The organism is Pseudomonas sp. W3I7 (assembly GCF_030816095.1).
GTDB lineage: Bacteria > Pseudomonadota > Gammaproteobacteria > Pseudomonadales > Pseudomonadaceae > Aquipseudomonas > Aquipseudomonas salomonii.
In genome coordinates this window covers 1,619,890-1,646,505 of the sequence record NZ_JAUSXP010000001.1, presented here as the reverse complement: position 1 = coordinate 1,646,505, position 26,616 = coordinate 1,619,890, and the positions used below count along the sequence as shown (strand labels likewise).

At 60.7% G+C, this 26,616-nt stretch carries 23 protein-coding genes; 17 read left to right on the top strand and 6 right to left on the bottom strand.

All coding sequences use genetic code 11. The features are described 5' to 3' along the window. Positions 1–52 precede the first annotated feature (52 nt). On the top strand, positions 53–679 hold the full coding sequence (locus QF043_RS07725; protein ID WP_307418035.1) for a LysE family translocator: 627 nt from the start codon (positions 53–55) through the stop codon (positions 677–679). Here the strand turns inward: QF043_RS07725 and QF043_RS07720 are convergent. Both QF043_RS07720 and uraH read right to left on the bottom strand, forming a co-directional pair. After that, positions 669–5,903: a dermonecrotic toxin domain-containing protein gene (locus QF043_RS07720; RefSeq protein WP_307418034.1), complete on the bottom strand. Its 5,235-nt coding sequence runs from the start codon at positions 5,901–5,903 to the stop codon at positions 669–671. The genes QF043_RS07725 and QF043_RS07720 overlap by 11 nt on opposite strands. A gap of 163 nt (positions 5,904–6,066) precedes the next feature. Continuing rightward, positions 6,067–6,420, bottom strand: coding sequence for a hydroxyisourate hydrolase (uraH, locus tag QF043_RS07715; protein ID WP_307418033.1), 354 nt, complete (start codon positions 6,418–6,420; stop codon positions 6,067–6,069). A 390-nt stretch (positions 6,421–6,810) separates the two neighbouring features. On the opposite strand from uraH, the gene puuE reads away from it, so the two are divergent. The 8 genes from puuE to QF043_RS07675 all read left to right on the top strand — a co-directional run bounded on the left by puuE (position 6,811) and on the right by QF043_RS07675 (position 14,072). Then, entirely contained in the window at positions 6,811–7,737 is a 927-nt protein-coding gene (puuE, locus tag QF043_RS07710; RefSeq protein ID WP_307418032.1) for an allantoinase PuuE, read from the top strand. Then, positions 7,734–8,249 (top strand): 2-oxo-4-hydroxy-4-carboxy-5-ureidoimidazoline decarboxylase, encoded by a 516-nt coding sequence (uraD, locus tag QF043_RS07705; protein ID WP_307418031.1) that lies wholly within the window; start codon positions 7,734–7,736, stop codon positions 8,247–8,249. Before puuE ends, uraD begins: the two co-directional genes overlap by 4 nt. A 79-nt stretch (positions 8,250–8,328) precedes the next feature. Further along, complete coding sequence (gene alc, locus QF043_RS07700; protein WP_307418030.1) at positions 8,329–9,324, top strand: allantoicase; 996 nt, start codon at positions 8,329–8,331, stop codon at positions 9,322–9,324. Between the two features lie 126 nt (positions 9,325–9,450). Then, entirely contained in the window at positions 9,451–9,954 is a 504-nt protein-coding gene (locus tag QF043_RS07695) for an ureidoglycolate lyase (RefSeq protein WP_056861103.1), read from the top strand. A gap of 51 nt (positions 9,955–10,005) precedes the next feature. Next, positions 10,006–11,313: a urate hydroxylase PuuD gene (locus tag QF043_RS07690; RefSeq protein WP_307418029.1), complete on the top strand. Its 1,308-nt coding sequence runs from the start codon at positions 10,006–10,008 to the stop codon at positions 11,311–11,313. Between the two features lie 181 nt (positions 11,314–11,494). Next, positions 11,495–12,841: a nucleobase:cation symporter-2 family protein gene (locus QF043_RS07685; protein ID WP_307418028.1), complete on the top strand. Its 1,347-nt coding sequence runs from the start codon at positions 11,495–11,497 to the stop codon at positions 12,839–12,841. Positions 12,842–12,894: 53 nt separating this feature from the next. Then, entirely contained in the window at positions 12,895–13,263 is a 369-nt protein-coding gene (locus QF043_RS07680; protein WP_305454564.1) for a hypothetical protein, read from the top strand. A gap of 23 nt (positions 13,264–13,286) precedes the next feature. Next, positions 13,287–14,072 carry an outer membrane protein OmpK gene (locus QF043_RS07675; RefSeq protein WP_017137852.1) on the top strand — a complete coding sequence of 262 codons (786 nt, stop codon included), beginning with the start codon at positions 13,287–13,289 and terminating at the stop codon, positions 14,070–14,072. A gap of 109 nt (positions 14,073–14,181) precedes the next feature. Here QF043_RS07675 and QF043_RS07670 read toward each other — a convergent pair whose 3' ends face one another. Beyond that, a complete protein-coding gene (locus tag QF043_RS07670) occupies positions 14,182–15,312 on the bottom strand; it encodes a patatin-like phospholipase family protein (RefSeq protein ID WP_307418027.1) in 1,131 nt (376 codons plus the stop codon). 29 nt (positions 15,313–15,341) lie between these two features. Next, entirely contained in the window at positions 15,342–16,277 is a 936-nt protein-coding gene (locus tag QF043_RS07665) for a lipid A biosynthesis lauroyl acyltransferase (protein ID WP_307418026.1), read from the bottom strand. 118 nt (positions 16,278–16,395) lie between these two features. Here QF043_RS07665 and minC point away from each other — a divergent pair, with 118 nt between their 5' ends. The 8 genes from minC (at position 16,396) to QF043_RS07625 (ending at position 24,612) form a co-directional block, all read left to right on the top strand. Continuing rightward, positions 16,396–17,133, top strand: coding sequence for a septum site-determining protein MinC (minC, locus tag QF043_RS07660; RefSeq protein ID WP_056861098.1), 738 nt, complete (start codon positions 16,396–16,398; stop codon positions 17,131–17,133). A 200-nt stretch (positions 17,134–17,333) separates the two neighbouring features. Further along, positions 17,334–18,146 (top strand): septum site-determining protein MinD, encoded by an 813-nt coding sequence (gene minD, locus QF043_RS07655; protein ID WP_056861097.1) that lies wholly within the window; start codon positions 17,334–17,336, stop codon positions 18,144–18,146. A gap of 3 nt (positions 18,147–18,149) precedes the next feature. After that, the gene (gene minE, locus QF043_RS07650) at positions 18,150–18,404 is read left to right on the top strand and encodes a cell division topological specificity factor MinE (protein ID WP_003175252.1); all 255 of its coding nucleotides are present in this window, start codon (positions 18,150–18,152) and stop codon (positions 18,402–18,404) included. 95 nt (positions 18,405–18,499) lie between these two features. Continuing rightward, complete coding sequence (locus QF043_RS07645) at positions 18,500–19,135, top strand: RluA family pseudouridine synthase (RefSeq protein ID WP_056861096.1); 636 nt, start codon at positions 18,500–18,502, stop codon at positions 19,133–19,135. Positions 19,136–19,323: 188 nt separating this feature from the next. Continuing rightward, positions 19,324–20,613 carry a M18 family aminopeptidase gene (locus QF043_RS07640; RefSeq protein ID WP_017137857.1) on the top strand — a complete coding sequence of 430 codons (1,290 nt, stop codon included), beginning with the start codon at positions 19,324–19,326 and terminating at the stop codon, positions 20,611–20,613. Between the two features lie 209 nt (positions 20,614–20,822). Next, positions 20,823–20,999, top strand: a complete 177-nt coding sequence (locus QF043_RS07635; RefSeq protein WP_164488409.1) for a hypothetical protein — start codon at positions 20,823–20,825, stop codon at positions 20,997–20,999. A 72-nt stretch (positions 21,000–21,071) separates the two neighbouring features. Continuing rightward, the gene (locus tag QF043_RS07630) at positions 21,072–23,237 is read left to right on the top strand and encodes a mechanosensitive ion channel family protein (protein WP_307418025.1); all 2,166 of its coding nucleotides are present in this window, start codon (positions 21,072–21,074) and stop codon (positions 23,235–23,237) included. Positions 23,238–23,253: 16 nt separating this feature from the next. Then, positions 23,254–24,612, top strand: a complete 1,359-nt coding sequence (locus QF043_RS07625) for an amidohydrolase (RefSeq protein ID WP_307418024.1) — start codon at positions 23,254–23,256, stop codon at positions 24,610–24,612. 143 nt (positions 24,613–24,755) lie between these two features. Here QF043_RS07625 and QF043_RS07620 read toward each other — a convergent pair whose 3' ends face one another. Both QF043_RS07620 and QF043_RS07615 read right to left on the bottom strand, forming a co-directional pair. Beyond that, the gene (locus QF043_RS07620) at positions 24,756–24,980 is read right to left on the bottom strand and encodes an MbtH family protein (protein WP_056861093.1); all 225 of its coding nucleotides are present in this window, start codon (positions 24,978–24,980) and stop codon (positions 24,756–24,758) included. 82 nt (positions 24,981–25,062) lie between these two features. Further along, on the bottom strand, positions 25,063–26,475 hold the full coding sequence (locus tag QF043_RS07615; RefSeq protein WP_307418023.1) for an aspartate aminotransferase family protein: 1,413 nt from the start codon (positions 26,473–26,475) through the stop codon (positions 25,063–25,065). Between the last annotated feature and the right edge of the window lie 141 nt (positions 26,476–26,616).

Genomic DNA, 26,616 nt, shown 5'->3' with positions numbered 1-26,616 from the left:
AAAACCGCCTCACCTTCGGGTGGGGCTTTTTGCATATAAGGAAGGAATGTAGATGAACCTGGATACTTGGCTGTTGTTCAGTGGTGCGGCACTGGTGGTGATCCTGATCCCCGGGCCGCTGTCGCTGTTGATGATCAGCAACAGCCTCAACTACGGCCTGCGCCGTTCGTACCCGGCGTTCCTGGGCGGGGTGTTTGCCTCGATCTGCCTGCTGAGCGCCTCGGCTTTGGGCCTGGGTGCGTTATTGCTGGCCTCCGAACAGCTGTTCAGTGCCTTGAAAATCGTCGGCGCGCTGTACCTGTTTTACCTTGCCTGGCAGAGCTGGCAGCAATCACGGCAACCTGCCCACGGCGCCGATGTGCCGCAGACGCCGCCAGTGCCGCGCTTTCGCGCGCTGTTCGGCCGCGCTTTTGTGCTGGGCGCCAGCAACCCCAAGGACATCCTGTTCTTCGCGGCCTTCCTGCCGCAATTTCTCAGCAGCCAGCAGCCGTTCCTGCCGCAACTGCTGATCATGATCGCTACCTGGACGGTGCTCGACTTGCTCTGCAAGCTGGCTTACGGCCTCGGTGCCCATGGAGCCGCGCGTTACCTGCGCAGCGGCGCGGGCCAGAGCTGGTTCAACCGCATCAGTGCCGCACTGTTCGGCGGCGCAGCCACGGCAGCGCTGGTCAAGGGCTGAACGGCGCGACTTTGGCAAAATACACGCTGGCGGGATCGTCATTACGAACTCGCCACTGAATACCTGCAACGAGCCGGACCATACGGTTTTCTGCCATGGCTTGCTCAATGGCAGCAAACTCCGCCGAGTAGGGCGATTGCGAACGGATACGGTCGTGAAACCAGGCATCGGAGAGTTGCGGGGCCACCCTGGAGCGCAGGTTAACGTTGCGATTTTCGACCCAATTATTCAGCACAAAATAAACCGAATTCGAATGCGGATGAGTGCAGTAAAAGTCACTCATGCTGGCCCCGCCATGCCGCCGCGGGATTCCCCTGACGTTAAATCCATAATGCTCCAGAATCTGCCGGACCGCCGTTTGAACCGCTTGCGAACGAAGTACACCATTGCCGCGGCTACGCCTGAGCAACGATTGGCCAAGGCTGACGGGTGGCGTGAAATCCAGCCGCGTGCCCCCCGGCGCCGTCCCATCGACCCCGATGTTAATGATGTTGGCGCCCGGCTCACCCGCAGGCCTCAGCATGCTCAGCAGATCGGGCATACGGTTCGGGGTTTGCGGTGCCAGCCAACGGTCGAGAGTCGCCCGGATATTCAGTAAATGCGTGGCCGTCACCGTGGGGCCGGTGTCGGCCAACTCAGTGAGCCGCTCGGCCACAAACCGCCTGCTGCCCCGGGTCATCTCGGGAAAAATCCGCCCCAGCGTGACGTCCAGGCGTTCAGTGAACAGCGGTTGATGGGGCGTCCACAGCCCATTGGCCCCCAGGGTCGTCGGTATCGGCTGCTCTGCAACCGCCATGCCCAGCCAGCGCTCCACATCCACGGGTGCCCGGAAGGAAATATCTTGGTTGCGCATAATAAAGACAATGCTCGAAGACGATGCGTTAGTACCTTGGGGCAGCAACCGATAGTAATCCGGCCCTAATCGCAGGAGGTCATAGGCGGCAACACCCGGCGTCGCAGGCACTCGGTATATATGTCGGCCCAAGGGCGGCACTTCGGTCAGAGGGTCTGCACGCCGAAAGCCCCACGCTTGCCAGGCACTGTTGGCCATGGGCGACGCGCGCAACGCCGCTTCCGTGCGCGTGCGCGATGGCGGTGACCAATCCGTTACGCCTCGGGTAGGCGCCCAAGGTTGCCACACGCCTGAACTCGGCCCGGCCACCGGTGCATCGGCGCCTAACAGCCATTCACGGGGCTGTTCGATGTGCAGGATCAGTTCATCTTGCCCTTCCCCCTGGTTATTTTTCAGGCGTAGCCCCTGCTCGTTCTCGCGTCGGTAGACCGGGTAAACGTCGTTACCCTCGCGAATAAACTGCTCGCCATCTTTTACATACCGCCCTTTACCTCCCGGCCCCGCCAATTCAACGGCCCCCTCCAAACCGCCCTGGGCCTGGAAGTGCTCCAGCAAATGACGGGGTTTGAGCGATGCCGGTTTCAGGCCCGCGCGTGTTCCCCGCATGATCCCTTGATGGCGATGCAAACGCCCCAAAGCGACACGCGAAACGCGCGCGCCCTTTGTGGAAGGACCAAAAGATGTCATCACGTCGAAGAACGCAAGCAGTGTCAGGAACGCCACATCCACAGCGTCGTGGGCAGACCCGCTGAAATGAAAGCGCCGCGCGGCAAGCAGCATTTCATAAAGGCTGACGCCAACGCCCAATACTGGAACAAAGCCCAGCAGACCGCGAATCGTCGCGTCGTGCTGCTCGCCCAAACGTTGCTCACGGTAGTGCTCCAGCGCCTGGGAAGACTGGGATTGGGCCTGGGCACGACGTTGCAGATCGAACACCTGCGCGTGGGCCAGCAACGCCAATGCATTGCCATAGGGGGTAGGCGCAGCCGCCAACCAATGTTCAGGCTGCGACTCAATCTGCTCTTTTATCAACGCTTCGACGCTTGCCTGGTCCACTGCCGGCGTCTTTGCCGGGGCCAAGAACATCTCCACAGCCATGGCAATCAAACGATAGAGGCCCAGTTGTCCTGGCTCAAGCGAGTGAGGCCGGCGCGGTTGCACCCGCAAGCCCTCACCGGGGTAGCCGGCAAGCGCCTGCGCCTCCCAGCCGGGCGCCACCTGGCGCGCCAACGCCTGCTGGTTTTCGGCAAGTGCACCGACACGATTCAAGGCCTTCTGCGCCTCGTCCAAACTGGCATACGCGACAATCACCCGGCTCGCCGCAGCCATGGGCCAATACACCACGCAGAGCTTCGATAACCTGTCATGAATGAACAACAGGCCAGTGATGTGCCGATCATGTTCGGGGGTGGCGTCCATCAGGCGCAGCACCGCCAACTGGATATCGAACTCATCTGTTTTCAGGTCACTGGCCGACTCGGCCGCCAACGCCTGGGTAAACAGACGCTGGGCTGTCTCACTCAAGCCTTGCTGCACCGCAGAGTACAGCTGCATCTGGGCGCGCTGTCGCAAAGCCCTATAGACCAGGGCCTGGGACAGGCCCGAAGACTTGGCTTGAGCCGCCGCCGGAGGATAAAAAGCCCCGATGATCAGCTTGTCGTACTCGCCCCCCATGTCGAGCGAAGACAGGGTGTCGATCAGGTAACGCACACTCAAGCGCGCTTTCCAGGCTGGGTCCAGCCAGCGTGCACGATTCAACCGCCAGCGGGTCCAGGGCGCCTTGGGGTCGAGATTATGCAACGCCAATTGCAACAGACTGAACGTGGTTCGCTGTGGGCTGACAGACTTTTTAATATCACGATCGCCCACTGCGCACTGACTCGACCAGCCGCACAATTGGGAACTGACATCATCGGGCAAATCCATCAGCGGTTTGTCGATATCCAGCTCGGGGTAAAAACCGTCCTGCGTCAATCGCGCCATCAGGGCTTTACGGGCGAATGACTCCAGGCTCGGCAAATCCCGCCAGAGTTTGTTCTCCACCGCAAAGGCATTGATCACATAGCGGCGTGACAACCGTTCGTAGTGTTTTCGCTCGCCGGCTGATGCAATGCCCAACCACGATGGGAGTTTTTGCGCTTGAGTGGCTGCTACCTGCAACAGGTTGATATTCACCAAGGCCAGTGTGCGAGCATCATTGGCGGGCACTTGCAGGCACTCGAACAATTCCTGAGCCAGCAACATACGGCTCAACTGCGGATCGCTGATTTCACTGAACAACCTGACACCCTTGCCAATAAGCGTGTCCAACGCGGCGTGATGTCGCATCAGTTTGATGAACAGGTCTTTGAGTGCGGTGCGCTTGATGGCCTCGTAGCTCACCCCCACGGAGGCCTCCTGGGGCAACCCATTGATCGTGGCCCGGGCCGCCTCGCGCTGATCACGTCCAATGCAGCGCCACAACACCGATCCGTCGCGGCTTTTCAGGCTGGCTTGAAGGCCCTTGGCAAAAGCGTTCAAGTTATCAAAGGGCACCAGCCCGCCATACAGGCCCGTGACGCATAACAACACTGAGTGTGGGCCATTCGGCTGGGCCAAGGCTTCATGGGTGGTCACGAGCAACGCGCCCAGCAACGGGTACAACGGACCGGGCGCGCTGCCGACGGTTACCTGCAACGCACAGGTATCAGCAGCGCTGTCGCCGGGCACCCAGGATTCACTTAATACGGTGTTCAATCGCGCTACGTGCACGGAGGGCAACAGGTTCAACTGCTGCTGCATCCGGGCTTCCAGAAGCAGCGCCTGGCGCAGGGCAGTGCCCACCAATGAACCGCGATTAGACGTGCCCAAAGGCTGTTCAAGCCAGAACGCCTTTTGAAACATCCGCTCGTGCGGGCCATGTGCTAATTGAGTCACTGTGCTCACGTGTTTCTGCCACTGGCGCTCAAGGCTCAAAAAGTGTTCATAGGGCGCACTGCTTTCGCTCAGATCCGTGTGATCGAGCAGGGCCATCAGGCCTTTTTCGTAACGATTGAGCTGCGCTTCACGGGTCTTGAGGGCGAGATCCGGCGTCAGGCTTGCACACACAATCTCACCGAGGCGGCGCCGGCGATCCCACTCCAGCAAGTTGTCCAGGCTGTTTCCCAACAGGAGGCTGCGCGCCAGCCGGCGACGGCCTTTTTCGATAAATTTGAGCAAGCGTTGCACATCCGTAACGGCGGGCTGCCCTGCGCCTTGAACCCCCACAGCAGCAGGGTTGATTGACAAGGCACAGGCCACCTCGTTATCCCACTGCGCCTCCAGCAGCTCGGTTGCACTGGCGAGCAACGCGTCTTCCTGGTGCGCACCGATAAGCTGAAGGGCAAATGCCTGCGGCTTGACGTTTGGCGCGTCACACAGCTCATGCCAACGGCGCAGTGGCAAACACTGCCAGAGCACCTGACTCAAAGGGCCATTGACCAGCGCTGGCAGATCACATTGCAGGCGGTCCCAGGAACTGAACTCGTAAAACTCGCGAATCAGACCCGGCAGGTAAATGACATGGGGCGTGTTCCCTGCGACGTCATCGCGATAAATATGCAAAGCGCCCGGCACCGGGACCAGGGCGCGATTTGTGCCAGGCCATGCCACCCTGCTCACTTGAATACTCGCCCACTCGCCTGCGGCCTGACGACGCGCATCAGCGCCAGGGATTTCCATGAGGCTGCGGACCAGCGCAAAGCCGCGGTCCGTCAGTTGATAAACGCGATGGGCCAGCAGTGCATTCTCGGCGAACAACGACTTTCGCAACTGGACCCAATGTTGTTTGCGTGTCAGCCACGATCCATAGGCCAGTTGCTGCCAATATTCTCGTCCAGCCCTCTCGATCTGCCCGAGCAACGCCAAGCCTTTCACGCGTGCCAGCGCATCCCAGGCGGTAAACGGCACCGAGCGTGCGGGATCATCCTTGATACTCAAGGACGTGAACTGGCTAATGTCGAGCGGCACATCGGGTTGAATCAGCAGCCCCAAGGCTTTTTCGGTCAGGTTGTTGACCTTCAGGTGAAGGGGCGCCGGCCGGGATTCGGTGAACAGCAGCGTGTCGGGGTCAAGCGCAAAGGCTTTGCGCAGTGCGCCGCGGATAATGCCCAGCACTCTCGGCGCCCGCCCAATCAAGTTTTTCAGGGATTTTGCCGACGCTCTGGCACTGACTTGTGCTTCGTACAGGCGATTGATTTCATGACTGGGCTGCGAGACCTCGTTAAGCCGTCGGGTCACAAGCGTGCGAATCGCCGCATCACGCTCCGCGTCCAGGGTTTGCGGGTCATCAAAATCCAGCGCTTGGGCCGCAGCGACCTCAGCGGCCAACCAGGCGGTGTTGTCGGTACTCATGGCAGACTCTTCCGTACAGAAAAGCCGAGCCTAGGCACCTCAGCCGCCCCAGGTGCGTTACATAGTTGGGCGGCCCGTAAGCCATCGGGAATAAAAAAAGCCCGCAGTGCAGGCGGGCAAAAAACCAACGAAGAGCTTTGGGGGTGTGAAGCGAGGTGACGACTCAGCTACCGCGATAGGTGGAGTAGCTGTAAGGCGAAATCAGTAACGGCACATGGTAGTGGTCCTGTTCGGCGCTGATACCGAAGCGCAGCACCACCACGTCGAGGAAGGCCGGCTCCGGCACTTGCACGCCACGGGCGCGGTAGTAGTCGCCGGCGCTGAATTGCAGTTGGTATACACCGCTGCGGTAGTCGTCGCCTTGCAGCAGCGGCGCATCGCAACGGCCGTCGCTGTTGGTGGTGGCGGTGGCCACCCGTTCCAGCTGCGCGCCGTCAACGCGATACAGCTCGACCTGGATATTGCTGCCGGGGCAGCCGTGTGCGGCGTCCAAAACGTGTGTGGTCAAACGTCCCATGGCGTCTACGCGCCTCCTTAAGTCAGTAGAAGATAAACCTGCACTTTTTCAGGGCATCAAAAAAGCTGGTGATGGCTGATTAAGACACTTTTTAAAAAAATTGTACACAATAAACATCACAAAGTTTTGGATCACCCAGTCGGCGTTGCTCGGCGGAGCAATTGGCGAGTAAACCTTGCTTTTAAACGACCTTTTGTCCATTAGCTGACCAACCAGGCAAGTTTCTTGCTACACCCTTTTAACCGAGTGCTGCAGAAAAAATGCAGAAATGCAGGCTTACAAAGTGGCCGATAAGTTGTATACAATCACTCATCGCTGTGACGCCACCCAGTCTTTTCACTGCCCGGCCGCCACACACACTTGCTACCACGAACAAGAAGGAAGACTGCAGTGAGCGCTGACTACCCACGCGACCTGATCGGTTACGGCAGTAACCCTCCTCACCCCCACTGGCCGGGCAAGGCACGCATTGCGCTGTCGTTCGTACTCAACTACGAAGAAGGCGGTGAGCGCAACATTTTGCACGGTGACAAAGAGTCCGAAGCCTTCCTCTCGGAAATGGTCTCGGCCCAGCCGCTGCAAGGCGCACGCAACATGAGCATGGAGTCGCTGTACGAATACGGCAGCCGTGTCGGTGTGTGGCGCATCCTCAAGCTGTTTAAAGAATTCGATATCCCACTGACCATCTTCGCCGTGGCCATGGCCGCCCAACGCCATCCGGATGTGATTCGCGCGATGGTCGAGGCCGGCCACGAGATCTGCAGCCACGGCTACCGCTGGATCGACTACCAGTACATGGACGAGGCCCAGGAACGCGAGCATATGCTCGAAGCCATCCGCATCCTCACCGAACTGACCGGCGAGCGCCCATTGGGCTGGTACACCGGCCGCACCGGCCCCAACACCCGTCGGCTGGTGATGGAGGAAGGCGGTTTCCTCTACGACTGCGACACCTATGACGACGACCTGCCCTACTGGGAACCCAACAACCCCACCGGCAAGCCGCACCTGGTGATCCCTTACACCCTGGACACCAACGACATGCGCTTTACCCAGGTGCAGGGCTTCAACAAGGGCGATGACTTTTTCGAGTACCTCAAGGACGCGTTCGACGTGCTGTATGCCGAAGGCGCCGAGGCGCCGAAAATGCTTTCCATCGGCCTGCACTGCCGCCTGATCGGCCGTCCTGCGCGCCTGGCGTCGTTGAAGCGTTTTATCGAATACGCCAAAGGTCACGAACAGGTGTGGTTCACCCGCCGCGTCGATATTGCCCGGCACTGGCACGAAACTCACCCGTTCACGGGAGCCGCAAAATGACTGCGTTCCAGACCCTCAAACCGTCGACCTTGAGCCGCGACGCATTCGTCAAAGCCTTTGCCGACATCTACGAACACTCGCCATGGGTGGCCGAAAAGGCCTTCGACCTGGGCCAGGACAGCTCGATCGACCAGATCGAAACCCTGCACCAGCGCATGAGCGATATTTTGTTGAGCGCCGATCATGCCAGCCAGCTGGCGCTGATCAATGCTCACCCGGACCTGGCAGGCCGTGCGGCCGTCCAGGGCCAACTCACCCAAGCCAGCACCGATGAGCAAGCTGGCGCGGGGATTCACCAATGCACGGCCGAAGAGTTCTCGCGCTTCACCGAGCTGAACGAAGCCTACAAGGCCAAGTTCAAGTTTCCCTTCATCATGGCGGTAAAAGGCAGCAACCGGCACCAGATCCTCGCTGCGTTTGAAACGCGCATTCACAACTCGGCAGACACCGAGTTCAAATGCGCGCTGGCCGAGATCAACAAGATCGCGTTGTTCCGTTTACTGACTCTTTAAGCAACCCTCGCCCGAGCGCTCATGACGCCCAGGGCCTGGCGAGCATCCCAAGCCACTCTATCTAAGGCAGACAAGAAGAATGAAAGCGCAACCCGTACCTTTCGAGAAGTTCGTCAACCTGGCCGACGCGCGTCTGGGCACCAAGATCCTCTCGGTGACCGATGACTGGTTCGCTGACGCCAACCGCCTGTTCCAGCCGACCCCGGCCGTGTGGAAGGAGGGCGTTTTCGATGACAACGGCAAGTGGATGGACGGCTGGGAGTCACGCCGCAAGCGCTTCGAAGGCTACGACAGCGCGGTGATCCGCCTCGGCGTACCCGGCTCGATCAAGGGCGTGGACATCGACACTTCATTCTTCACCGGCAACTTCCCGCCATCGGCCTCCCTGGAAGCCTGCTTCCTGGCTTCGGGCGAGCCGGATGCCAACACCCAGTGGGTGGAAGTGCTGTCGGCGGTGGAGCTGCAAGGCAACAGCCACCACTACCACGAGATCAACAACGACCAGGCCTTCAGCCACCTGCGTTTCAACATCTACCCGGACGGCGGCGTGGCGCGTCTGCGCGTGTACGGCGTGCCGTTCCGCGACTGGTCCTCGGTGGGCGACAACGAACAGGTCGACCTGGCTGCTGCCCTCAACGGCGGTCGTGCGCTGGCCTGCTCCGATGAGCACTTCGGCCGCATGAGCAACATCCTCAACCCAGGCCGTGGCATCAACATGGGCGATGGCTGGGAAACCGCCCGTCGTCGTACGCCAGGCAATGACTGGGTGATCGTCGCGCTGGGCCATCCCGGCGAGATCGAGAAAATCGTGGTCGACACCCTGCACTTCAAGGGCAACTACCCGGACACCTGCTCGATCCAGGGCGCCTTCGTGAAGGGCGGCACCGACAGCCAGATCGAAACCCAATCGCTGTTCTGGCGCGAGCTGCTGCCGGCGCAAAAACTGGAAATGCACGCTGAACACACGTTTGCCGAGCAGATCAAGGCGCTGGGGCCGATTACCCACATCCGCCTGAACGTGTTCCCGGATGGTGGCGTGAGCCGTCTGCGGGTCCTCGGTAAAGTCGCTAAATAAGCGGTGAGCCCATCGCAGGCAAGCCAGCTCCCACATTTGAATGTATTCACAGATCAAAATGTGGGAGCCGGGCTTGCCCGCGATAGCAATAGAACAAACAACACAGAATCCGGATAAGAGACAGCCATGCGCACACTAGTGATCGAACCCCTGACCAAAGAAGCCTTCGCCCCTTTCGGAGACGTTATCGAAACCGATGGCAGCGATCACTTCATGATCAACAACGGGTCGACCATGCGCTTTCACAAGCTGGCCACGGTAGAAACCGCCCAGCCTGAAGACAACGCGATCATCAGCATCTTCCGCGCCGACGCGCAGGACATGCCGCTGACCGTGTGCATGCTGGAGAGACACCCGCTGGGCAGCCAGGCTTTCATTCCGCTGCTCGGCAACCCCTTTCTGATCGTGGTCGCGCCACTTGGCGATGAACCTGTATCGGGCTTGGTCCGCGCCTTCGTCACCAACGGCAGGCAGGGCATTAATTACCATCGCGGCGTCTGGCACCACCCGGTGCTGACGATCGAAAAGCGGGATGACTTCCTGGTGGTTGATCGCAGTGGCACAGGCAATAACTGCGATGAGCATTTTTTCAAAGAGGATGAGCGGTTGATCCTCGCCCCCCACCAATAAGAGAAGGTCTGATCACCCGACAACAAGGGTGACAGGCGAGAGGTAAAGACTGTGGAAGCACATTTGATGGAATGGCTGAACCTTAGCGTGCGCTGGGTTCACATGATCACTGGCGTCGCGTGGATCGGCGCTTCCTTCTATTTTGTCTGGCTGGAAAACAACCTTAATCGCGTCAACCCCAAAGACGGCCTGGCCGGTGACTTATGGGCGATCCACGGTGGCGGTATCTACCACCTGGAAAAATACAAACTGGCCCCGCCGACCATGCCGGACAACCTGCATTGGTTCAAATGGGAAGCCTACTTCACCTGGATGTCGGGCATCGCGCTGCTGTGCGTAGTGTTCTACGCCAACCCGACCTTGTACCTGCTGGCCCCGGGCAGCAGCCTCAGTGGTCCCGAAGGCGTACTGCTGGGCATTGGCTCACTGTTCGTCGGCTGGTTCATTTACTCCTTCCTGTGCGACTCGGCACTGGGCAAACGCCCTGCCCTGCTCGGCTTTATTCTGTTTGTGCTGTTGATTGCAGCGGCCTACGGCTTCAGCAAGGTGTTCAGTGGCCGTGGCGCCTACCTGCACGTGGGCGCGGTGATCGGCACCATCATGGTCGGCAACGTGTTCCGCATCATCATGCCCGCCCAGCGCGCATTGGTGGCGGCCATCGCCGAGCACCGCACACCTGATCCGACGCTGCCGGCCAAAGGCTTGCTGCGTTCGCGCCACAACAACTACTTCACCTTGCCGGTGCTGTTCATCATGATCAGCAACCACTTCCCGAGCACTTATGGCAGCCAATACAACTGGCTGATCCTGGCCGGGATCGCGGTGGCGGCGGTGTTGGTGCGTCACTACTTCAACACGCGGCATAACAGCCAGAAGTATGCGTGGACCCTGCCGGCAGGCGCATTGGCGATGATCTGCCTGGCTTACGTGACCGGTCCCAAGCCTGTTTCGACTGCCCCGGATGTGGCCAAGGCACCCGCGGCCATCGAGTACCAGCCATTGCCGGAAACCGCGTTGGGCGGTGGTTTGAAACCTGCCGCGCCAGCCGCGCCAGCCGCACCCGCTGCAGAACCTGCTGCGGCACCGGCCCAGGCGACGATTGATTTCGACAAGGTGCATGGCGTGATCCAGGAACGCTGCGCCGTCTGCCATTCGGCCAAGCCCACCAGCCCGCTGTTCAGCACCGCCCCAGCCGGCGTGATGTTCGATACCCCGGCGCAGATCCAGCAGCAGGCGGCGCGTATTCAAGCGCAGGCCGTGGCCAGCCAGATCATGCCGCTGGGCAACATCACCCAGATGACCCAGCAGGAGCGTGATTTGATCGGCACCTGGATCAACCAGGGGGCGCGCACTAACTGACAGCCTGAGTAACACAAATCCAAAATGTGGGAGCTGGCTTGCCTGCGATAGCGGTGGCCCAGCAACTCATCTACTGGCTGATACAGCGCTATCGCAGGCAAGCCAGCTCCCACAGGAATTTGTGGTGATTTACAGAGTGCGTTCCGAACAACACAACAATAAAAAAGATCCGAGGTGTTGCATGACCGAGTTAGTCGAACCGCAGATTCCCGCCGCACCCGCCATGGTGCGGCTGCCCCTCTTGCAACTGATTCTGGTAGGCCTGCAACACGTCTTGCTGATGTACGGCGGCGCCGTCGCCGTACCTCTGATCATTGGCCAGGCCGCAGGGCTTAGCCGTGAAGAAATCGCCTTTCTGATCAACGCCGACCTGCTCGTGGCCGGCATTGCCACCCTGGTGCAGTCATTCGGCATCGGCCCGGTGGGCATTCGCATGCCGGTGATGATGGGCGCCAGTTTTGCCGCCGTCGGCAGCATGGTGGCCATGGCCGGCATGCCGGGTATCGGCCTGCAGGGCATCTTCGGCGCGACCATCGCTGCCGGTTTTTTCGGCATGCTGATCGCGCCGTTCATGTCCAAGGTCGTGCGGTTCTTCCCGCCGTTGGTGACCGGCACCGTGATCACCGCCATCGGCCTGTCGCTGTTCCCCGTGGCCGTGAACTGGGCCGGCGGCGGCAGTGCCGCCGCCACCTTCGGCTCGCCGGTTTACCTGGCGATTGCCGCGCTGGTGCTGGCCACCATCTTGCTGATCAACCGTTTCATGCGCGGCTTCTGGGTGAATATCTCGGTGCTGATCGGCATGGCGCTCGGCTATGGCTTGTGCGGCCTGCTTGGCATGGTCGACCTCAGCGGCCTGGCCCAGGCGCCGTGGGTGCAGGTGGTGACGCCGCTGCATTTCGGCATGCCCAAGTTCGAGTTGGCACCGATCCTGTCGATGTGCCTGGTGGTGGTGATCATCTTCGTCGAGTCCACCGGGATGTTCCTGGCGCTGGGCAAGATCACCGGCCAGGAGGTCACGCCAAAGATGCTGCGCCGTGGCTTGCTGTGTGACGCCGGCGCCTCATTCTTCGCCGGTTTCTTCAACACCTTTACCCACTCCTCGTTCGCCCAGAATATCGGCCTGGTGCAGATGACCGGCGTGCGCTGCCGTTCGGTGACGATCATGGCCGGGGCGTTCTTGATTGTGCTCAGCCTGCTGCCCAAAGCTGCCTTTTTAGTAGCATCGATTCCACCGGCAGTATTGGGCGGCGCCGCCATTGCCATGTTCGGCATGGTCGCGGCGACCGGCATCAAGATCCTGCAGGAGGCCGACATCGCCGACCGCCGCAACCAGTTGCTGGTGGCGGTCAGCATCGGCATGGGCCTGATCCCGGTGGTGCGTCCGGAGTTCTTCGCGCAGTTGCCTTTGTGGATGAGCCCGATTACCCACAGCGGAATCGCCATGGCCACCCTCAGCGCCTTGTCGCTGAACATCCTGTTCAACATCCTCGGCGGTTCGGAACGCCCCGCTGTCGCCCACACGCATTGATATGGCCTGTTAGCAAAAAACAACAAAAATAATAACCAACAGGAAATACCCACATGTCCCCCATTCACCTGGGGCCGGCCACAAGCCGCGCCCCATTCTCGCCCCCTGCGCTCTCTAACAGCGCACTTGAGCCAAGGCCTGGGAGCCAGTATTCTCCGCGCCCGCTCGAATCGACTCAAAAAAAAACAGCGAATGTAAAAGCTGACTGCAGGGCCAACTTATCCTGGCCCAATGTCTGCGGCCAACGTGCAGAAAAAACCTCCGGATTCGACTGCATCAAGTGCAGCCGAAGGCCTTTTATTGGCTTTTTAAACACCTTGGCGCAGCTCTTGCTAAAAGCACTAAAGCTGACCAAACAGACGATTTTTGCAGCGAACCAAAAGGCGCCACACCAGAGCGCCTGCGTAGAAAAACAACCATAAAACTTTGACTCGGGAGCAACCGAATGAAACCTATGTTCAAAGGCCTGATGCTGGCAGGATCCCTGCTGGCCGGCGGCCAAGCCGTGGCAGGCGATTTGTTGCAGTGGCAGAACAACAGCCTGACGTACCTGTGGGGCAAGAACTTCACCGTCAACCCGCAGATCCAGCAAACCGTCACCTTCGAGCACGCCGATGCGTGGAAGTACGGCGACAACTTCCTGTTCGTCGACCGCATCTTTTACAACGGCAAGGAAGACGGCAACGTCGGCCCAAGTACTTACTACGGCGAGTTCAGCCCACGCTTGTCGTTCGGCAAGATCTTCGACAAAGACCTCTCATTCGGCCCGATCAAAGATGTGCTGCTGGCCTTCACTTACGAGTTCGGCGAAGGCGATAACGAGTCGTACCTGCTAGGCCCGGGTTTTGACCTGAACATCCCTGGCTTCGACTACTTCCAGCTGAACTTCTACCAGCGCCAGACCGAAGGCAATCGCCCGGGCGATGGCGTGTGGCAGATCACGCCGGTGTGGTCGTACACCATTCCCGTGGGCAACTCCAACGTGCTGATCGACGGGTTCATGGACTGGGTGGTGGACAACGACAGGAACGCCCGTGGCACTTACCACGCCAACCTGCACTTCAACCCACAGGTCAAATACGACTTGGGCAAGGCGCTGCATTGGGGCGAGAAGCAGCTGTATGTCGGCTTCGAATATGACTACTGGAAGAACAAGTACGGGATCGAAGATTCCGGCGCGTTCAAGACTAACCAGGACACGGCGAGCTTCCTGGTCAAGTATCACTTCTAAGCATTGGTGAAAATCAAATGTGGGAGCGGGCTTGCTCGCGAATGCGGTGTGTCAGTCAGCAGATTCAGTGACTGACACACCGCATTCGCGAGCAAGCCCGCTCCCACATTTAGTTCAGCGTCAACCCAAGGAATTTGGACAATTCCTCACGCTTGGCCAGCGCATCTTTCCTGCCCAATTCAATCAACTCGCTGCAATACCCCGCCTCGAACAGCAAGTAACTCAACACCCCCGCCCCACTGGTCTTGGTCGCTCCCGGCCCGCGCAAAAACAAACGCAACGCCGCCGGCAACTCTTGCCGATGCCGCGCTGCGATTTCATCGATCGGCTGGCTGGGTGCAATCACCAGCACCTCCACCGGCGCCAGCCCAGGTGCAACATGGCTGAATTGGTTCAGACGCTCCAACAGTTCGATATCGCTTTCCAGGCTGTCAATGAACGTGCTGTTGAGCATATGCCCACCAATCTGCGCCAAGGTCGGCTCCTGGCCGGTATAGGCACGCTGCATCGAAGGTTCATTGCCCCGCGGGTTGCCGCTCACGCCCACCACCAGCACCCGGCTGGCCCCCAGGTGCAAGGCCGGGCTGATGGGCGCGGATTGGCGCACGGCACCGTCACCGAAATATTCCTGATCGAGCTTGACCGGCGCAAACAGCAAGGGGATCGCGGAGCTGGCCAGCAAGTGCTCAACCGTCAGTTGGGTCGGCACACCGATGCGCCGATGACGCAGCCAGGCATCGATCTTGCCGCCGCCCTGATAGAAGGTCACCGCCTGCCCGGACTCATAACCAAAGGCAGTGACCGCGACCGCATGCAGATGCTTGTTGCGGATCGCCTCATCAATGCCGTGCAGGTGCAGTTTGTCGTTGAGCAAGTCGCGCAACGGCGTACTGTTGAGCAGCGCCACCGGCACCTGAGCGCCGATACCCAGCAGGCTATGGATAAAAAAACGGCTGGCCTGGTGCACCACGCCCGGCCAATCGCTGCGCAATACCAGATGGCTGCGAAAGCCCTGCCAGAACGCGGTAAGGCGTTGGATGGCCGCAGTGAAATCCGTGGCGCCACTGGCCAGGCTCACCGCATTGATCGCGCCGGCCGAGGTGCCGACAATCACCGGAAAAGGATTAGGCGCCCCCGGCGGCAGCAACTCGGCAATCGCTGCCAGTACGCCCACCTGATACGCCGCTCGCGCCCCGCCACCGGAAAGAATCAAGCCTGTGACCGGTTCAGCTGGGCGCATTGCGTCACTCCCTGGAAGAAAAGTAGCGATTACCGGCGGCGCGGTTCGTACAGCTTAGCCTCGCCGGGCGGTCGGCTCTTGAAACGCCGGTGCGTCCACAGGTACTGCTCGGGGCATTCACGCACCGAGGCTTCGACCCATTGGTTGATACGCAGGCAGTCAACCTCGTCGCTCTCACCGGGGAAGTCGCTCAACGGCGGGTGGATCACCAGGCGGTAACCGCTGCCATCGGCCAGGCGCTCCTGGGTGAAGGGCATCACCAGCGCCTTGCCCAGCCGCGCAAACTTGCTGGTGGCGGTCACGGTAGCGGCCTGGATGCCGAACAGCGGTACGAAAATACTCTGCTTGGCGCCATAGTCCTGATCCGGCGCATACCAGATGGCGCGGCCCGAACGCAGCAGCTTGAGCATGCCGCGCACGTCGTCGCGCTCTACCGCCAGGGAATCGAGGTTATGCCGCTCACGGCCACGGCGCTGAATAAAGTCGAACAACGGGTTGCCATGCTCGCGGTACATGCCATCGATGGTGTGCTTCTGCCCGAGCAGGGCCGCGCCGATTTCCAGCGTGGTGAAGTGCAAGGCCATCAGGATCACACCCTTGCCATCCAGATGCGCCTGCTTCAAATGCTCAAGCCCTTCGACATGGGCCAGGCGCGCCAGGCGCGACTTGGGCCACCACCAGCTCATGGCCATCTCGAAGAAGGCGATGCCGGTGGACGCGAAGTTTTCCTTGAGCAGGCGTTTACGTTCCTTGGCGGATTTTTCCGGAAAGCACAGCTCGAGGTTGCGCGCGGCGATGCGGCGGCGATCAGCGGCCACGCGGTACATGCCGGCGCCAAGTAATCGACCAATGGTCAACAATGCACGGTAGGGCAACTGGGTAACCAGCCACAGCAGGCCGAGTCCCAGCCATAACAGCCAAAAGCGCGGGTGAAAAAATACAGCTCGAAAACGCGGGCGATCCATTACAGATTCCGGTAAAGACAAGGGCCGCGCATTCTACAACGTTCGACTCGGCTTGCGGCCCGTGGTTGTTATCGTTATAAGTCTCGACACTTTTCGTGACAAGCCGCTTTTGCCGACCATGAGCCAAACCGAACCGCTAGACCAAGATCCCGTGTTCCAGCTGAAAGGCAGCATGCTCGCCATTACCGTGCTGGAACTGGCCCGCAACGACCTCGACGCCCTGGACCGCCAGCTCGCCGCCAAGGTCGCTTTGGCGCCGAACTTCTTCAACAATGCCCCGCTGGTCCTGGCCCTGGACAAACTCCCGGCCGGCCAGGGCGCGATTGATTTGCCCGGCCTGATGCGCGTCTGCCGCTCCCATGGCTTGCGCACCCTGGCGATTCGCGCCAGCCGTATCGAAGACATTGCCGCGGCCATCGCGATTGAACTGCCCGTATTGCCACCCTCCGGTGCCCGCGAGCGCCCGCTCGAACCGCTGGAAGGTGAAGTGAAGAAAAAACCGGAAAAACCGCCGGAACCTACGGTCAAGCCGACAAAGATCATCACCTCTCCCGTACGCGGCGGGCAGCAGATTTACGCCCAGGGTGGCGATCTGGTGGTGATCTCCTCGGTAAGCCCCGGGGCGGAACTTCTGGCCGATGGCAACATCCATGTATACGGCCCCATGCGCGGACGTGCCCTCGCCGGCATCAAGGGCGATACCAAGGCGCGGATCTTTTGCCAGCAGTTGAGCGCTGAGCTAGTGTCCATCGCAGGCCAGTACAAGGTTTCAGAAGATTTGCGCCGAGATCCGCTGTGGGGGGCCGGGGTGCAGGTCAGCCTGTCGGGCGATGTGTTGAACATCATCCGTCTTTAACGGATACTGCCGCATTTTCCAAGCATCTCTAGACTCTGATAGCAAAGCGAAACCGGCAAGACTTGTGTAGGAATAATTGGAAGTTGGCGTTTCCCCGTGGAAACCACATCTTTTTCCTACAAAGGCTGTCCGCCTGCAGCGAGTTCCAAGAGATGTTTTTCAGGGGCTGAAAAGTCCTTTTTCCTTAGGGGTGAAACACCTTGGCCAAGATTCTCGTGGTTACATCCGGCAAGGGTGGTGTGGGTAAGACCACCACCAGCGCCGCTATCGGTACCGGCCTCGCTCTGCGCGGCCACAAGACAGTCATCGTCGACTTCGACGTCGGTTTGCGTAACCTCGACCTGATCATGGGCTGCGAACGCCGCGTGGTGTACGACTTCGTCAACGTGGTGAACGGCGAAGCCAACCTGCAACAGGCCCTGATCAAGGACAAGCGCCTTGAGAACCTGTACGTGCTGGCCGCCAGCCAGACCCGTGACAAAGACGCGCTGACCAAAGAAGGCGTAGGCAAAGTCCTCGCCGAGCTCAAAGAAACCTTCGAATACGTGGTGTGCGACTCGCCGGCCGGTATCGAGACCGGTGCTCACCTGGCGATGTACTTCGCCGATGAAGCCATCGTCGTCACCAACCCGGAAGTCTCCTCGGTACGTGACTCGGACCGCATGCTCGGCCTGTTGGCCAGCAAGTCCCAGCGCGCCGAAAAAAATCAAGACCCGATCAAGGAGCACTTGCTGCTCACCCGTTACAACCCTGAGCGCGTCAGCAACGGCGAAATGCTCGGTGTTGAAGACGTGAAGGAAATCCTCGCAGTGACCCTGCTGGGCGTGATCCCCGAATCCCAGGCGGTCCTCAAGGCTTCCAACCAAGGTGTTCCGGTCATTCTCGACGACCAGAGCGACGCCGGCCAGGCGTACAGCGATGCAGTTGATCGCTTGCTGGGCAAGACCGTGGAACATCGCTTCCTCGATGTTAAGAAGAAGGGATTCTTCGAGCGTATCTTTGGAGGCAACTAAACAATGAAATTTCTCGACTTCTTTCGCGCCAACAAAAAGCCAAGTACCGCGTCGGTAGCGAAAGAGCGTCTACAGATCATCGTGGCGCACGAACGCGGCCAACGCAGTACCCCGGACTACCTGCCAGCCTTGCAGAAGGAACTGGTCGAGGTGATCCGCAAGTACGTCAATATCGGCAACGATGACGTACATGTCGCCCTGGAAAACGACGGCAGCTGCTCGATTCTGGAACTCAATATCACCCTGCCTGATCGTTAATCGAACAGGCGGCCGCCACGGCGGCTCGATCACCTTGATCCCGTTTGGGAACCGGGTGGCCGAGCCGCCGTTGGCGTTTGTTACGAGGCTGTTTAATGCCGCTGTCCACTATTCATATCCTGCATCAGGACGCCGCCGTCCTGGTGGTGAACAAGCCGACCCTGCTGCTCTCGGTGCCTGGCCGCGCCGATGACAACAAAGACTGCCTGATCACCCGCCTGCAGGAAAACGGCTACCCCGAAGCCCGTATCGTGCATCGCCTGGACTGGGAAACCTCAGGGATCATCCTGCTCGCGCGCGACGCCGACAGTCACCGCGAACTGTCGCGCCAGTTTCACGACCGCGAAACCGAAAAGGCCTACACCGCCTTGGCCTGGGGCCAGCCGGAACTGGACAGCGGCAGCATCGACCTGCCCTTGCGCTATGACCCGCCGACCAAACCCCGCCATGTGGTCGACCATGAGTTCGGCAAGCATGCGCTGACCTTCTGGAAGGTGCTGGAACGTTGTGGCGACTGGTGCCGCGTGGAGCTCACGCCGATCACCGGGCGTTCGCACCAGTTGCGGGTGCACATGCTGTCGATCGGCCATCCGCTGCTCGGTGATGGTTTGTACGCCCATGAACAAGCCCTGGCCGCCTGGCCGCGTCTGTGCCTGCATGCGAGCATGTTGAGCTTTACGCACCCGCAAAGCGGCGAGCGGCTGCGCTTTGAGTGCCCTGCACCGTTCTAACTGCAAACACAGTCAAATGTGGGAGCTGGCTTTTTGTGGCGAGCAAGCTTGCTTGCGCTGGGGTGCGAAGCGCCCCCAAAAAGCCGGCTCCAGCTTCGCTGTCGGACGGAACCAAGCTCCCACATTTTGTTATGTGCAGTTCTCGCCATCGGACGGTAAACTCCGCGCATTGCTGTCTGGAGCTATTTATGCGCGAAGCGTTGAATCAAGGCCTGATCGACTTCCTCAAGGCCTCCCCTACTCCTTTTCATGCCACTGCCGCCCTCGCCCAGCGCCTGGAAGCGGCCGGTTACCAGCGGCTCGACGAGCGCGAAACCTGGGCCACCGAGGCCAACGGGCGCTATTACGTCACCCGTAACGACTCCTCGATCATCGCCTTCAAGCTCGGTAAGCATTCGCCGCTGCAAGACGGCATCCGCATGGTCGGCGCCCACACCGACAGCCCGTGCCTGCGGGTCAAGCCCCAGCCGGAGCTGCAACGCCAGGGCTTCTGGCAGTTGGGCGTGGAAGTCTACGGCGGCGCGCTGCTGGCGCCGTGGTTTGACCGCGACCTGTCGCTGGCCGGCCGCGTGACCTTCCGCCGCGACGGCAAGGTCGAGAGCCAACTGATCGACTTCAAGTTGCCGATTGCCATCATCCCCAACCTGGCCATTCACCTGAACCGTGAAGCCAACCAGGGCTGGGCGATCAATGCCCAGACCGAGCTGCCGCCGATCCTTGCGCAGTTTGCCGGTGACGAGCGGGTGGACTTCCGCGCCGTGCTCACGGAGCAACTCGCCCGCGAGCACGGCCTGAACGCCGATGTGGTGCTCGACTACGAGCTGAGTTTCTACGACACACAAAGTGCTGCGGTGATCGGCCTCAATGGCGACTTCATCGCCGGGGCGCGCCTGGACAACCTGTTGTCGTGCTACGCCGGTCTGCAAGCCTTGCTCACCAGCGAAAACGACGAAACCTGCGTGCTGGTGTGCAACGACCACGAAGAAGTCGGCTCCTGCTCGGCCTGCGGCGCCGATGGCCCGATGCTGGAACAGACCCTGCGCCGTCTTCTACCGGAAGGTGAGGAATTCGTACGCACCATTCAGAAATCACTGTTGGTCTCGGCAGACAATGCCCACGGCGTGCACCCCAACTACGCCGAGAAGCACGACGCCAACCATGGCCCGAAACTCAACGCCGGCCCGGTGATCAAGGTCAACAGCAACCAGCGCTACGCCACCAACAGCGAAACCGCCGGGTTCTTCCGCCATCTGTGCATGGCCCAGGAAGTGCCGGTGCAGAGCTTTGTGGTGCGCAGCGACATGGGCTGCGGCTCGACCATCGGCCCGATCACCGCCAGCCACCTGGGCGTGCGCACCGTGGATATCGGCTTGCCGACGTTTGCCATGCACTCGATCCGTGAGCTGTGTGGCAGCCATGATCTGGCGCACCTGGTGAAGGTGTTGGGTGCGTTTTATGCGAGTCGCGATTTGCCCTGACCTCTGGGGCTGAATGCGGTCAAAACTGTGGGAGCGGGCTTGCTCGCGAAAGCGCAGTGTCAGTTAATTTATCTGTAACTGGCACACCGTATTCGCGAGCAAGCCCGCTCCCACCGTTGGTTTTGTATAAACCTGACCCATATCACTGCCACTTTGCATAATCCGACCTAGACTTGTCAGTATTCCCACTCCGACAAGGCCGTCGCCCCATGATCTCCATGTCTTCGTTCCACGCCATGCTCATTCCCATCATCATCGGCATGATCCTGCTCGCGACCGGCTTCAACTTTCGCGACAAGCCCGTGGGTGTGTTTGGCATGTGGATCGGCATGCTGTTGATTCTCGGCACTGTGGTTTACAAGATCCTCGCCAAACTCGCGGAATAACAAATGCACTCGCATTGGGCATAGCGGCCTCGTACACTCGGTCAATTCGTCGTTTTCAAGGTTGACCGCCTCGTGCTTTCCCGTCTGTTTGCCCTGCCCTGCTATTTTCTGATCGCCCTGCTCACGCTGCTGCCCCTTGCGCCAGCACAGGCCGTGAGCCTGCCCGGCCTGCTGGGCAGCACCAACAAGACCCAGCCCCAGGCCGATGTGCCACTGGGCCAGTCGCTGGACGAGGTGATCAAGACCCTGGAAAACGACCAGCAGCGCACCCAGCTGCTGAGCGACCTGAAGAAGCTGCGCGAAGCCACGCGAAAAGCCCAGCCCGCGGCCGAACAAGGCGTGCTCGGCCTGATCGGCAGCACCCTGGCCGAGCTTGAATCCCAGTTTTCCGGGGCCGACAGCCCACTGGGACGCTGGTCCAACGAGGTCGACCTGGCCAAGGATGAACTCACGGCGTTGATGCTGCCGGCCACCGAATGGCTGCCGATCATTTTCGGTTTTGCCGTGATCCTGGCAGTGTGGAGCCTGCTGGCCGCCGCGCTGATCTGGCTCAGCCACCGCGTACGTGAACGTTTCGGCCTGCCCGAAGAGCTGCCGCAACACCCGCGTACCTGGGACATGGTGCGTTTCGCCCTGCGTAAATTGGGGCCATGGATGATTGCGTTGATCATCACGGTTTACCTCAGCTACGCGTTGCCTTCGTCCCTGGGCAAGTCCCTGGCGATGGTGCTGGCCTATGCGCTGGTGGTCGGCACCTGTTTCTCGGCCATCTGCGTGATTGCCTTCTCGGTGCTCGATGGCCCGCACCGTCACCGGGCGCTGTATATCCTGCGTCATCAGGCCTTTCGCCCGCTGTGGTGGATCGGCAGCTTTGCCGCCTTCGGTGAAGCCTTGAGCGACCCAAGGCTGGTTGCGGCGCTTGGCCCGCACCTGGCTCACACTGCCGCGACCGTCGCCAATGTGATGGCGGCGCTGTCCACCGGCGTGTTTATCCTGCGCTTCCGCCGCCCGATCGCGCACCTGATCCGTAACCAGCCGCTGTCACGCCGCCTCACACGCCGCGCCCTCACCGACACGCTCTCGATTATCGGCTCCTTCTGGTACATCCCGGCGCTGTTGCTGGTGGGTATCTCGCTGTTCGCCACCTTCCTGTCGGCCGGCGACACCAGCACCGCACTGCGCCAATCGCTGCTGTGCACGGTGTTGCTGGTGCTGTGCATGGTGATCAACGGGCTGGTGCGCCGCCATGCGCTCAAGCCGCAACGTGGGCACAAGCGCCACGCGCTGTACTCCGAACGCCTGAAAAGCTTCGTCTACACCCTGGCCCATCTGATGGTGTGGCTGGTGTTTATCGAGCTGGGCCTGCGCGTGTGGGGCCTGTCGATGATTCGCTTCACCGAAGGTGACGGCCATGAAGTCAGCGTCAAACTGTTCGGCCTGGGCGGCACGCTGCTGTTTGCCTGGTTGATCTGGATCCTCAGCGACACCGCGATCCACCATGCCCTCACCCGCTCGCGCAAAGGCCTGGCCAATGCGCGTGCGCAGACCATGATGCCGCTGATCCGCAACGTGCTGTTCGTGACCATTTTTATCATCGCCGCCATCGTCGCCCTGGCCAACATGGGCATGAACGTCACGCCGCTGCTGGCCGGTGCCGGTGTAATCGGTATCGCCATCGGTTTCGGCGCACAGTCGCTGGTAGCCGACTTGATCACCGGCCTGTTCATCATCATCGAAGACTCCCTGGCGATTGATGACTACGTGGATGTCGGCGGCCACCTCGGCACCGTCGAAGGCCTGACCATCCGCACCGTGCGCCTGCGCGACATCGACGGCATCGTGCACACCATCCCGTTCAGCGAAATCAAGAGCATCAAGAACTACTCGCGGGAGTTCGGCTACGCGATCTTCCGGGTAGCGATCCCCTTCAACATGGAAATCGACGACGCCATCAAACTGATGCGTGATGTTGGCCAGAAAATGCGCAACGACCCACTGCAACGCCGCAATATCTGGTCGCCGCTGGAGATTCAGGGCGTGGAAAGCTTTGAGTCCGGCAGCGCGATCCTGCGGGCGCGCTTCAAGACCGCGCCGATCAAGCAGTGGGAAGTGTCGCGGGCGTTCAACCTGTCACTCAAGCGCCAGCTGGATGAAGCCGGGCTGGACCTGGCGACACCGCGCCTGAGCGTGCAGGTGGTGACCGCCGGTACGGTGCAGGAGAAAGATCAACAACAATAAACAAGGAGAGGTCTGTATGCGTTTGAACGGTCTGACACACCAATGGGTTTTCGGCATGCTGTGCGGGCTCGCCAGCAGCGCGGTGATTGCCGCCAGCAATGGCCAGGGCAATGACCTGGAGAGTGCCCGGGAAGAAATCGCCACCCAGGCCAAAATCCTCGAACCGGCGTTGCTGGAAACCCGCCGCGATATCCACGCCCACCCCGAGCTGGGCAATACCGAAACCCGCACCGCCGAACTGGTCGCCAAACAACTGCGCGACCTGGGCCTTGAAGTCAAAACCGGCGTGGCCCGCACCGGCGTCGTCGCCATCTTGAAAGGTGCGCGGCCCGGCCCGACCGTGGCCCTGCGCGCCGACATGGATGCGCTGCCGGTCAAGGAAGTCGCCGACCTGCCCTTCGCCTCCAAAGCCAAAGGCACCTACCTGGGCAAGGAAGTCGACGTGATGCACGCCTGCGGCCACGACGCCCACACCGCCATTTTGCTCAGCACGGCGAAAATCCTTACTGGTATGCGCGAGCGCCTGCCCGGCACCGTGGTGTTTTATTTCCAGCCGGCCGAAGAAGGCCCGAGCGACTTTATCCCCGACGGCAAAAACACCTGGGGCGCGAAAATGATGGTGCAGGAAGGCGTGATGAAAGCGCCCAAGCCGGACGCGGTGTTCGGCCTGCATGTCTGGGCCGGTGTGCCTGCCGGGCAGATCGCCTATCGGCCGGGCCCGACCCTGGCCAGCTCCGATGACCTGCGCATCAAGATCCTCGGCAAACAGACCCACGCCGGCCGCCCGTGGGATGGCATCGACCCGATCACCGTCGGTGCACAGGCCATTGTCGGTTTGCAAACCGTGGTGAGTCGGCGCACCGACATCTCGTCATTTCCGTCAGTGGTGAGCATCGGTACCATCAATGGCGGCACCCGCTACAACATCATCCCCGAGTCGGTGGACATGAGCGGCACCATCCGCTCCTACGACTACGGCATTCGCCAGAAGCTGCACGCGGACGTGCGCCAGACCGTGGAGAAAATCGCCGAAAGCGGCGGTGCCAAGGCCGAGGTCACGATCATCGAAAAATACGACCCGACCATCAACAACCCCGCACTCACCGAGAAAATGCTGCCAAGCCTGCGTTGGGCGGCCAAGGATGATGTGGTGCAAGGCCCACTGGTGGGCGGCGCCGAGGACTTCTCGTTCTACGCCAAGGAAGCGCCGGGGCTGTTTGTGTTTCTGGGCGTGACGCCGAGGGATCAGGACATGAGCAAAGCGGCGCCGAACCATAATCCGGGGTTCTTCGTGGATGAGTCGGCGTTGGTGGTGGGGGTGCGGACGCTGGCGTCGTTGGCGACGGATTACCTGTATACCAACACACCGCAGTAAGGTTTATGTGGGAGCGGCGGTGCGACGATTCGACTTGCTCGCGAATGCGGTGTATCAGGTAACGCAAATATTGACTGATCCGACGTATTCGCGAGCAAGCCCGCTCCCACACAAGCCCGCTCCCACAGTTGATATGGGGTGTGTCAGCCGGCCAGCGCAGCGCCATCCATCTTCTGGCGCAGGCTCAGCGGGCGCATGTCAGTCCAGACTTCTTCGATGTAAGCCAGGCACTCTTTCTTCATGCCGCTCTTGCCCACGGTGCGCCAGCCCTCGGGCACCACTTTGTAGTCGGGCCAGATGGAATACTGTTCTTCGTGGTTGACCACTACCTGAAACAGGATGTCGTCGCGGTCAAATACTGAGGTCATTGCTGTTCTCCATCGCTAAAAAACTGGCTGCGCACCACGCGCAGCGCTGATATCTGTAGAAACGTACCAGGCCCGCTAAAAATTAGAGGCTGGCGACGGCTGCCGCCAAGGCGCGCCCGAAGATCTCGGCCACGCGGTCGACTTCAGCGGCGGTGATCACCAGCGGCGGCAGGAAACGCACCACGCTGCCGTGCCGGCCGCCCAGCTCCAGGATCAGGCCACGCTTGAGGCATTCGCGCTGCACCAGCGGCGCCAGTTGGCGATGCACCGGCGGGTGGCCCTGGGTATCGGGCGTGCCGTTGGGGTCGACCAGCTCAACGCCCAGCATCAGCCCGCGCCCACGAATATCGCCCAGGTGCGGGAAGTCGCGCTGCAGGATGCGCAGGTGCTCAGCCAGGCGCTCGCCCATGGCTGCCGCGTGGCCGGCCAGGTCGTGTTCCTTGAGGTAGCGCATCACCGCCGAGCCTGCCGCCATCGCCATCTGGTTACCCCGGAAAGTCCCGGCATGGGCGCCCGGCAGCCAGGTGTCGAGCCAGTCGCGATACACCACCACCGCCAGCGGCAAGCTGCCGCCGATGGCCTTGGACATCACCACCACATCCGGGATGATGCCGGCGTGTTCAAAGGCAAACATCTTGCCGGTACGGCCGAAACCGCTCTGGATTTCATCCACGATCAAGGCCACACCGGCCTGTTCAGTGATGCGGCGCAGGCCGCGCAACCAGTCAAGATCGGCCGGGATCACGCCGCCCTCGCCCTGTACCACCTCGACAATCACCGCCGCTGGCAACAGCACGCCGGCTTCCGGGTCGTTGAGCAGGTTTTCCAGGTAATGCAGGTTGACCCGCACGCCTTCCGTGCCGCCCAGGCCGAATGGGCAGCGGTAGTCATAGGGGTACGGCAAGAATTGCACGCCATTACCCAGCAGAGCGCCCAAGGGCTTTTTCGGCCCCAGGCTGCCCATCAGGCTCAGCGCGCCCTGGCTCATGCCGTGATAACCGCCCTGGAACGACAGCACGGTGCTGCGACCGGTGGCGGTGCGCACCAGCTTCAACGCGGCTTCCACCGCGTCGGTGCCGGTGGGGCCGCAAAACTGGATTTTCGCTTCCTGCGCAAGCGCTGCCGGCAACAGGCCAAACAGATCCTGGACGAATTGGTCTTTGACTGGCGTAGTGAGGTCGAGCGTGTGCAGTGGCAGCTCGTCGCTCAGCACCTGCTGAATGGCTTCGATCACCACCGGGTGGTTGTGGCCCAATGCCAAGGTGCCAGCACCGGCCAGGCAGTCGATGAAGCTACGGCCTTCAACGTCTTCCACGTAGATGCCCTTGGCCCGCTTGAGCGCCAGCGGGATACGCCGAGGGTAGCTGCGGGCGTTGGACTCTTGCTGGCGCTGGCGGGCCAGCAACGGGGTTTCTTCGAAGTGGTAGAGCGTTTCCACCGGTGCTGCGCCTGCATGCACCGGTGCGTCTTCGATACGGCTGGTAGCGACTGACATCTCTCGATCCCTCAATACGCGGGTAGGGGTGACCAAACGGGCGATCCGCGTATGTGCGGATTTCATGTTCTGGAAACGCACCAGCGCTGGGGGGATTTAGGCTTGTTGTGGTTTTTGATCGAAAGCGGGACCCGCAGCGTC

Bases quoted from the DNA above. Each gene is read 5' to 3' on its own strand.
- QF043_RS07725 (WP_307418035.1), top strand. From the start codon at position 53: ATGAACCTGGATACTTGGCTGTTGTTCAGTGGTGCGGCACTGGTGGTG.
- QF043_RS07720 (WP_307418034.1), bottom strand. From the start codon at position 5,903: ATGAGTACCGACAACACCGCCTGGTTGGCCGCTGAGGTCGCTGCGGCC.
- uraH (WP_307418033.1), bottom strand. From the start codon at position 6,420: ATGGGACGTTTGACCACACACGTTTTGGACGCCGCACACGGCTGCCCC.
- uraD (WP_307418031.1), top strand. From the start codon at position 7,734: ATGACTGCGTTCCAGACCCTCAAACCGTCGACCTTGAGCCGCGACGCA.
- alc (WP_307418030.1), top strand. From the start codon at position 8,329: ATGAAAGCGCAACCCGTACCTTTCGAGAAGTTCGTCAACCTGGCCGAC.
- QF043_RS07695 (WP_056861103.1), top strand. From the start codon at position 9,451: ATGCGCACACTAGTGATCGAACCCCTGACCAAAGAAGCCTTCGCCCCT.
- QF043_RS07685 (WP_307418028.1), top strand. From the start codon at position 11,495: ATGACCGAGTTAGTCGAACCGCAGATTCCCGCCGCACCCGCCATGGTG.
- QF043_RS07680 (WP_305454564.1), top strand. From the start codon at position 12,895: ATGTCCCCCATTCACCTGGGGCCGGCCACAAGCCGCGCCCCATTCTCG.
- QF043_RS07675 (WP_017137852.1), top strand. From the start codon at position 13,287: ATGAAACCTATGTTCAAAGGCCTGATGCTGGCAGGATCCCTGCTGGCC.
- QF043_RS07670 (WP_307418027.1), bottom strand. From the start codon at position 15,312: ATGCGCCCAGCTGAACCGGTCACAGGCTTGATTCTTTCCGGTGGCGGG.
- QF043_RS07665 (WP_307418026.1), bottom strand. From the start codon at position 16,277: ATGGATCGCCCGCGTTTTCGAGCTGTATTTTTTCACCCGCGCTTTTGG.
- minC (WP_056861098.1), top strand. From the start codon at position 16,396: ATGAGCCAAACCGAACCGCTAGACCAAGATCCCGTGTTCCAGCTGAAA.
- minE (WP_003175252.1), top strand. From the start codon at position 18,150: ATGAAATTTCTCGACTTCTTTCGCGCCAACAAAAAGCCAAGTACCGCG.
- QF043_RS07645 (WP_056861096.1), top strand. From the start codon at position 18,500: ATGCCGCTGTCCACTATTCATATCCTGCATCAGGACGCCGCCGTCCTG.
- QF043_RS07640 (WP_017137857.1), top strand. From the start codon at position 19,324: ATGCGCGAAGCGTTGAATCAAGGCCTGATCGACTTCCTCAAGGCCTCC.
- QF043_RS07635 (WP_164488409.1), top strand. From the start codon at position 20,823: ATGATCTCCATGTCTTCGTTCCACGCCATGCTCATTCCCATCATCATC.
- QF043_RS07625 (WP_307418024.1), top strand. From the start codon at position 23,254: ATGCGTTTGAACGGTCTGACACACCAATGGGTTTTCGGCATGCTGTGC.
- QF043_RS07620 (WP_056861093.1), bottom strand. From the start codon at position 24,980: ATGACCTCAGTATTTGACCGCGACGACATCCTGTTTCAGGTAGTGGTC.
- QF043_RS07615 (WP_307418023.1), bottom strand. From the start codon at position 26,475: ATGTCAGTCGCTACCAGCCGTATCGAAGACGCACCGGTGCATGCAGGC.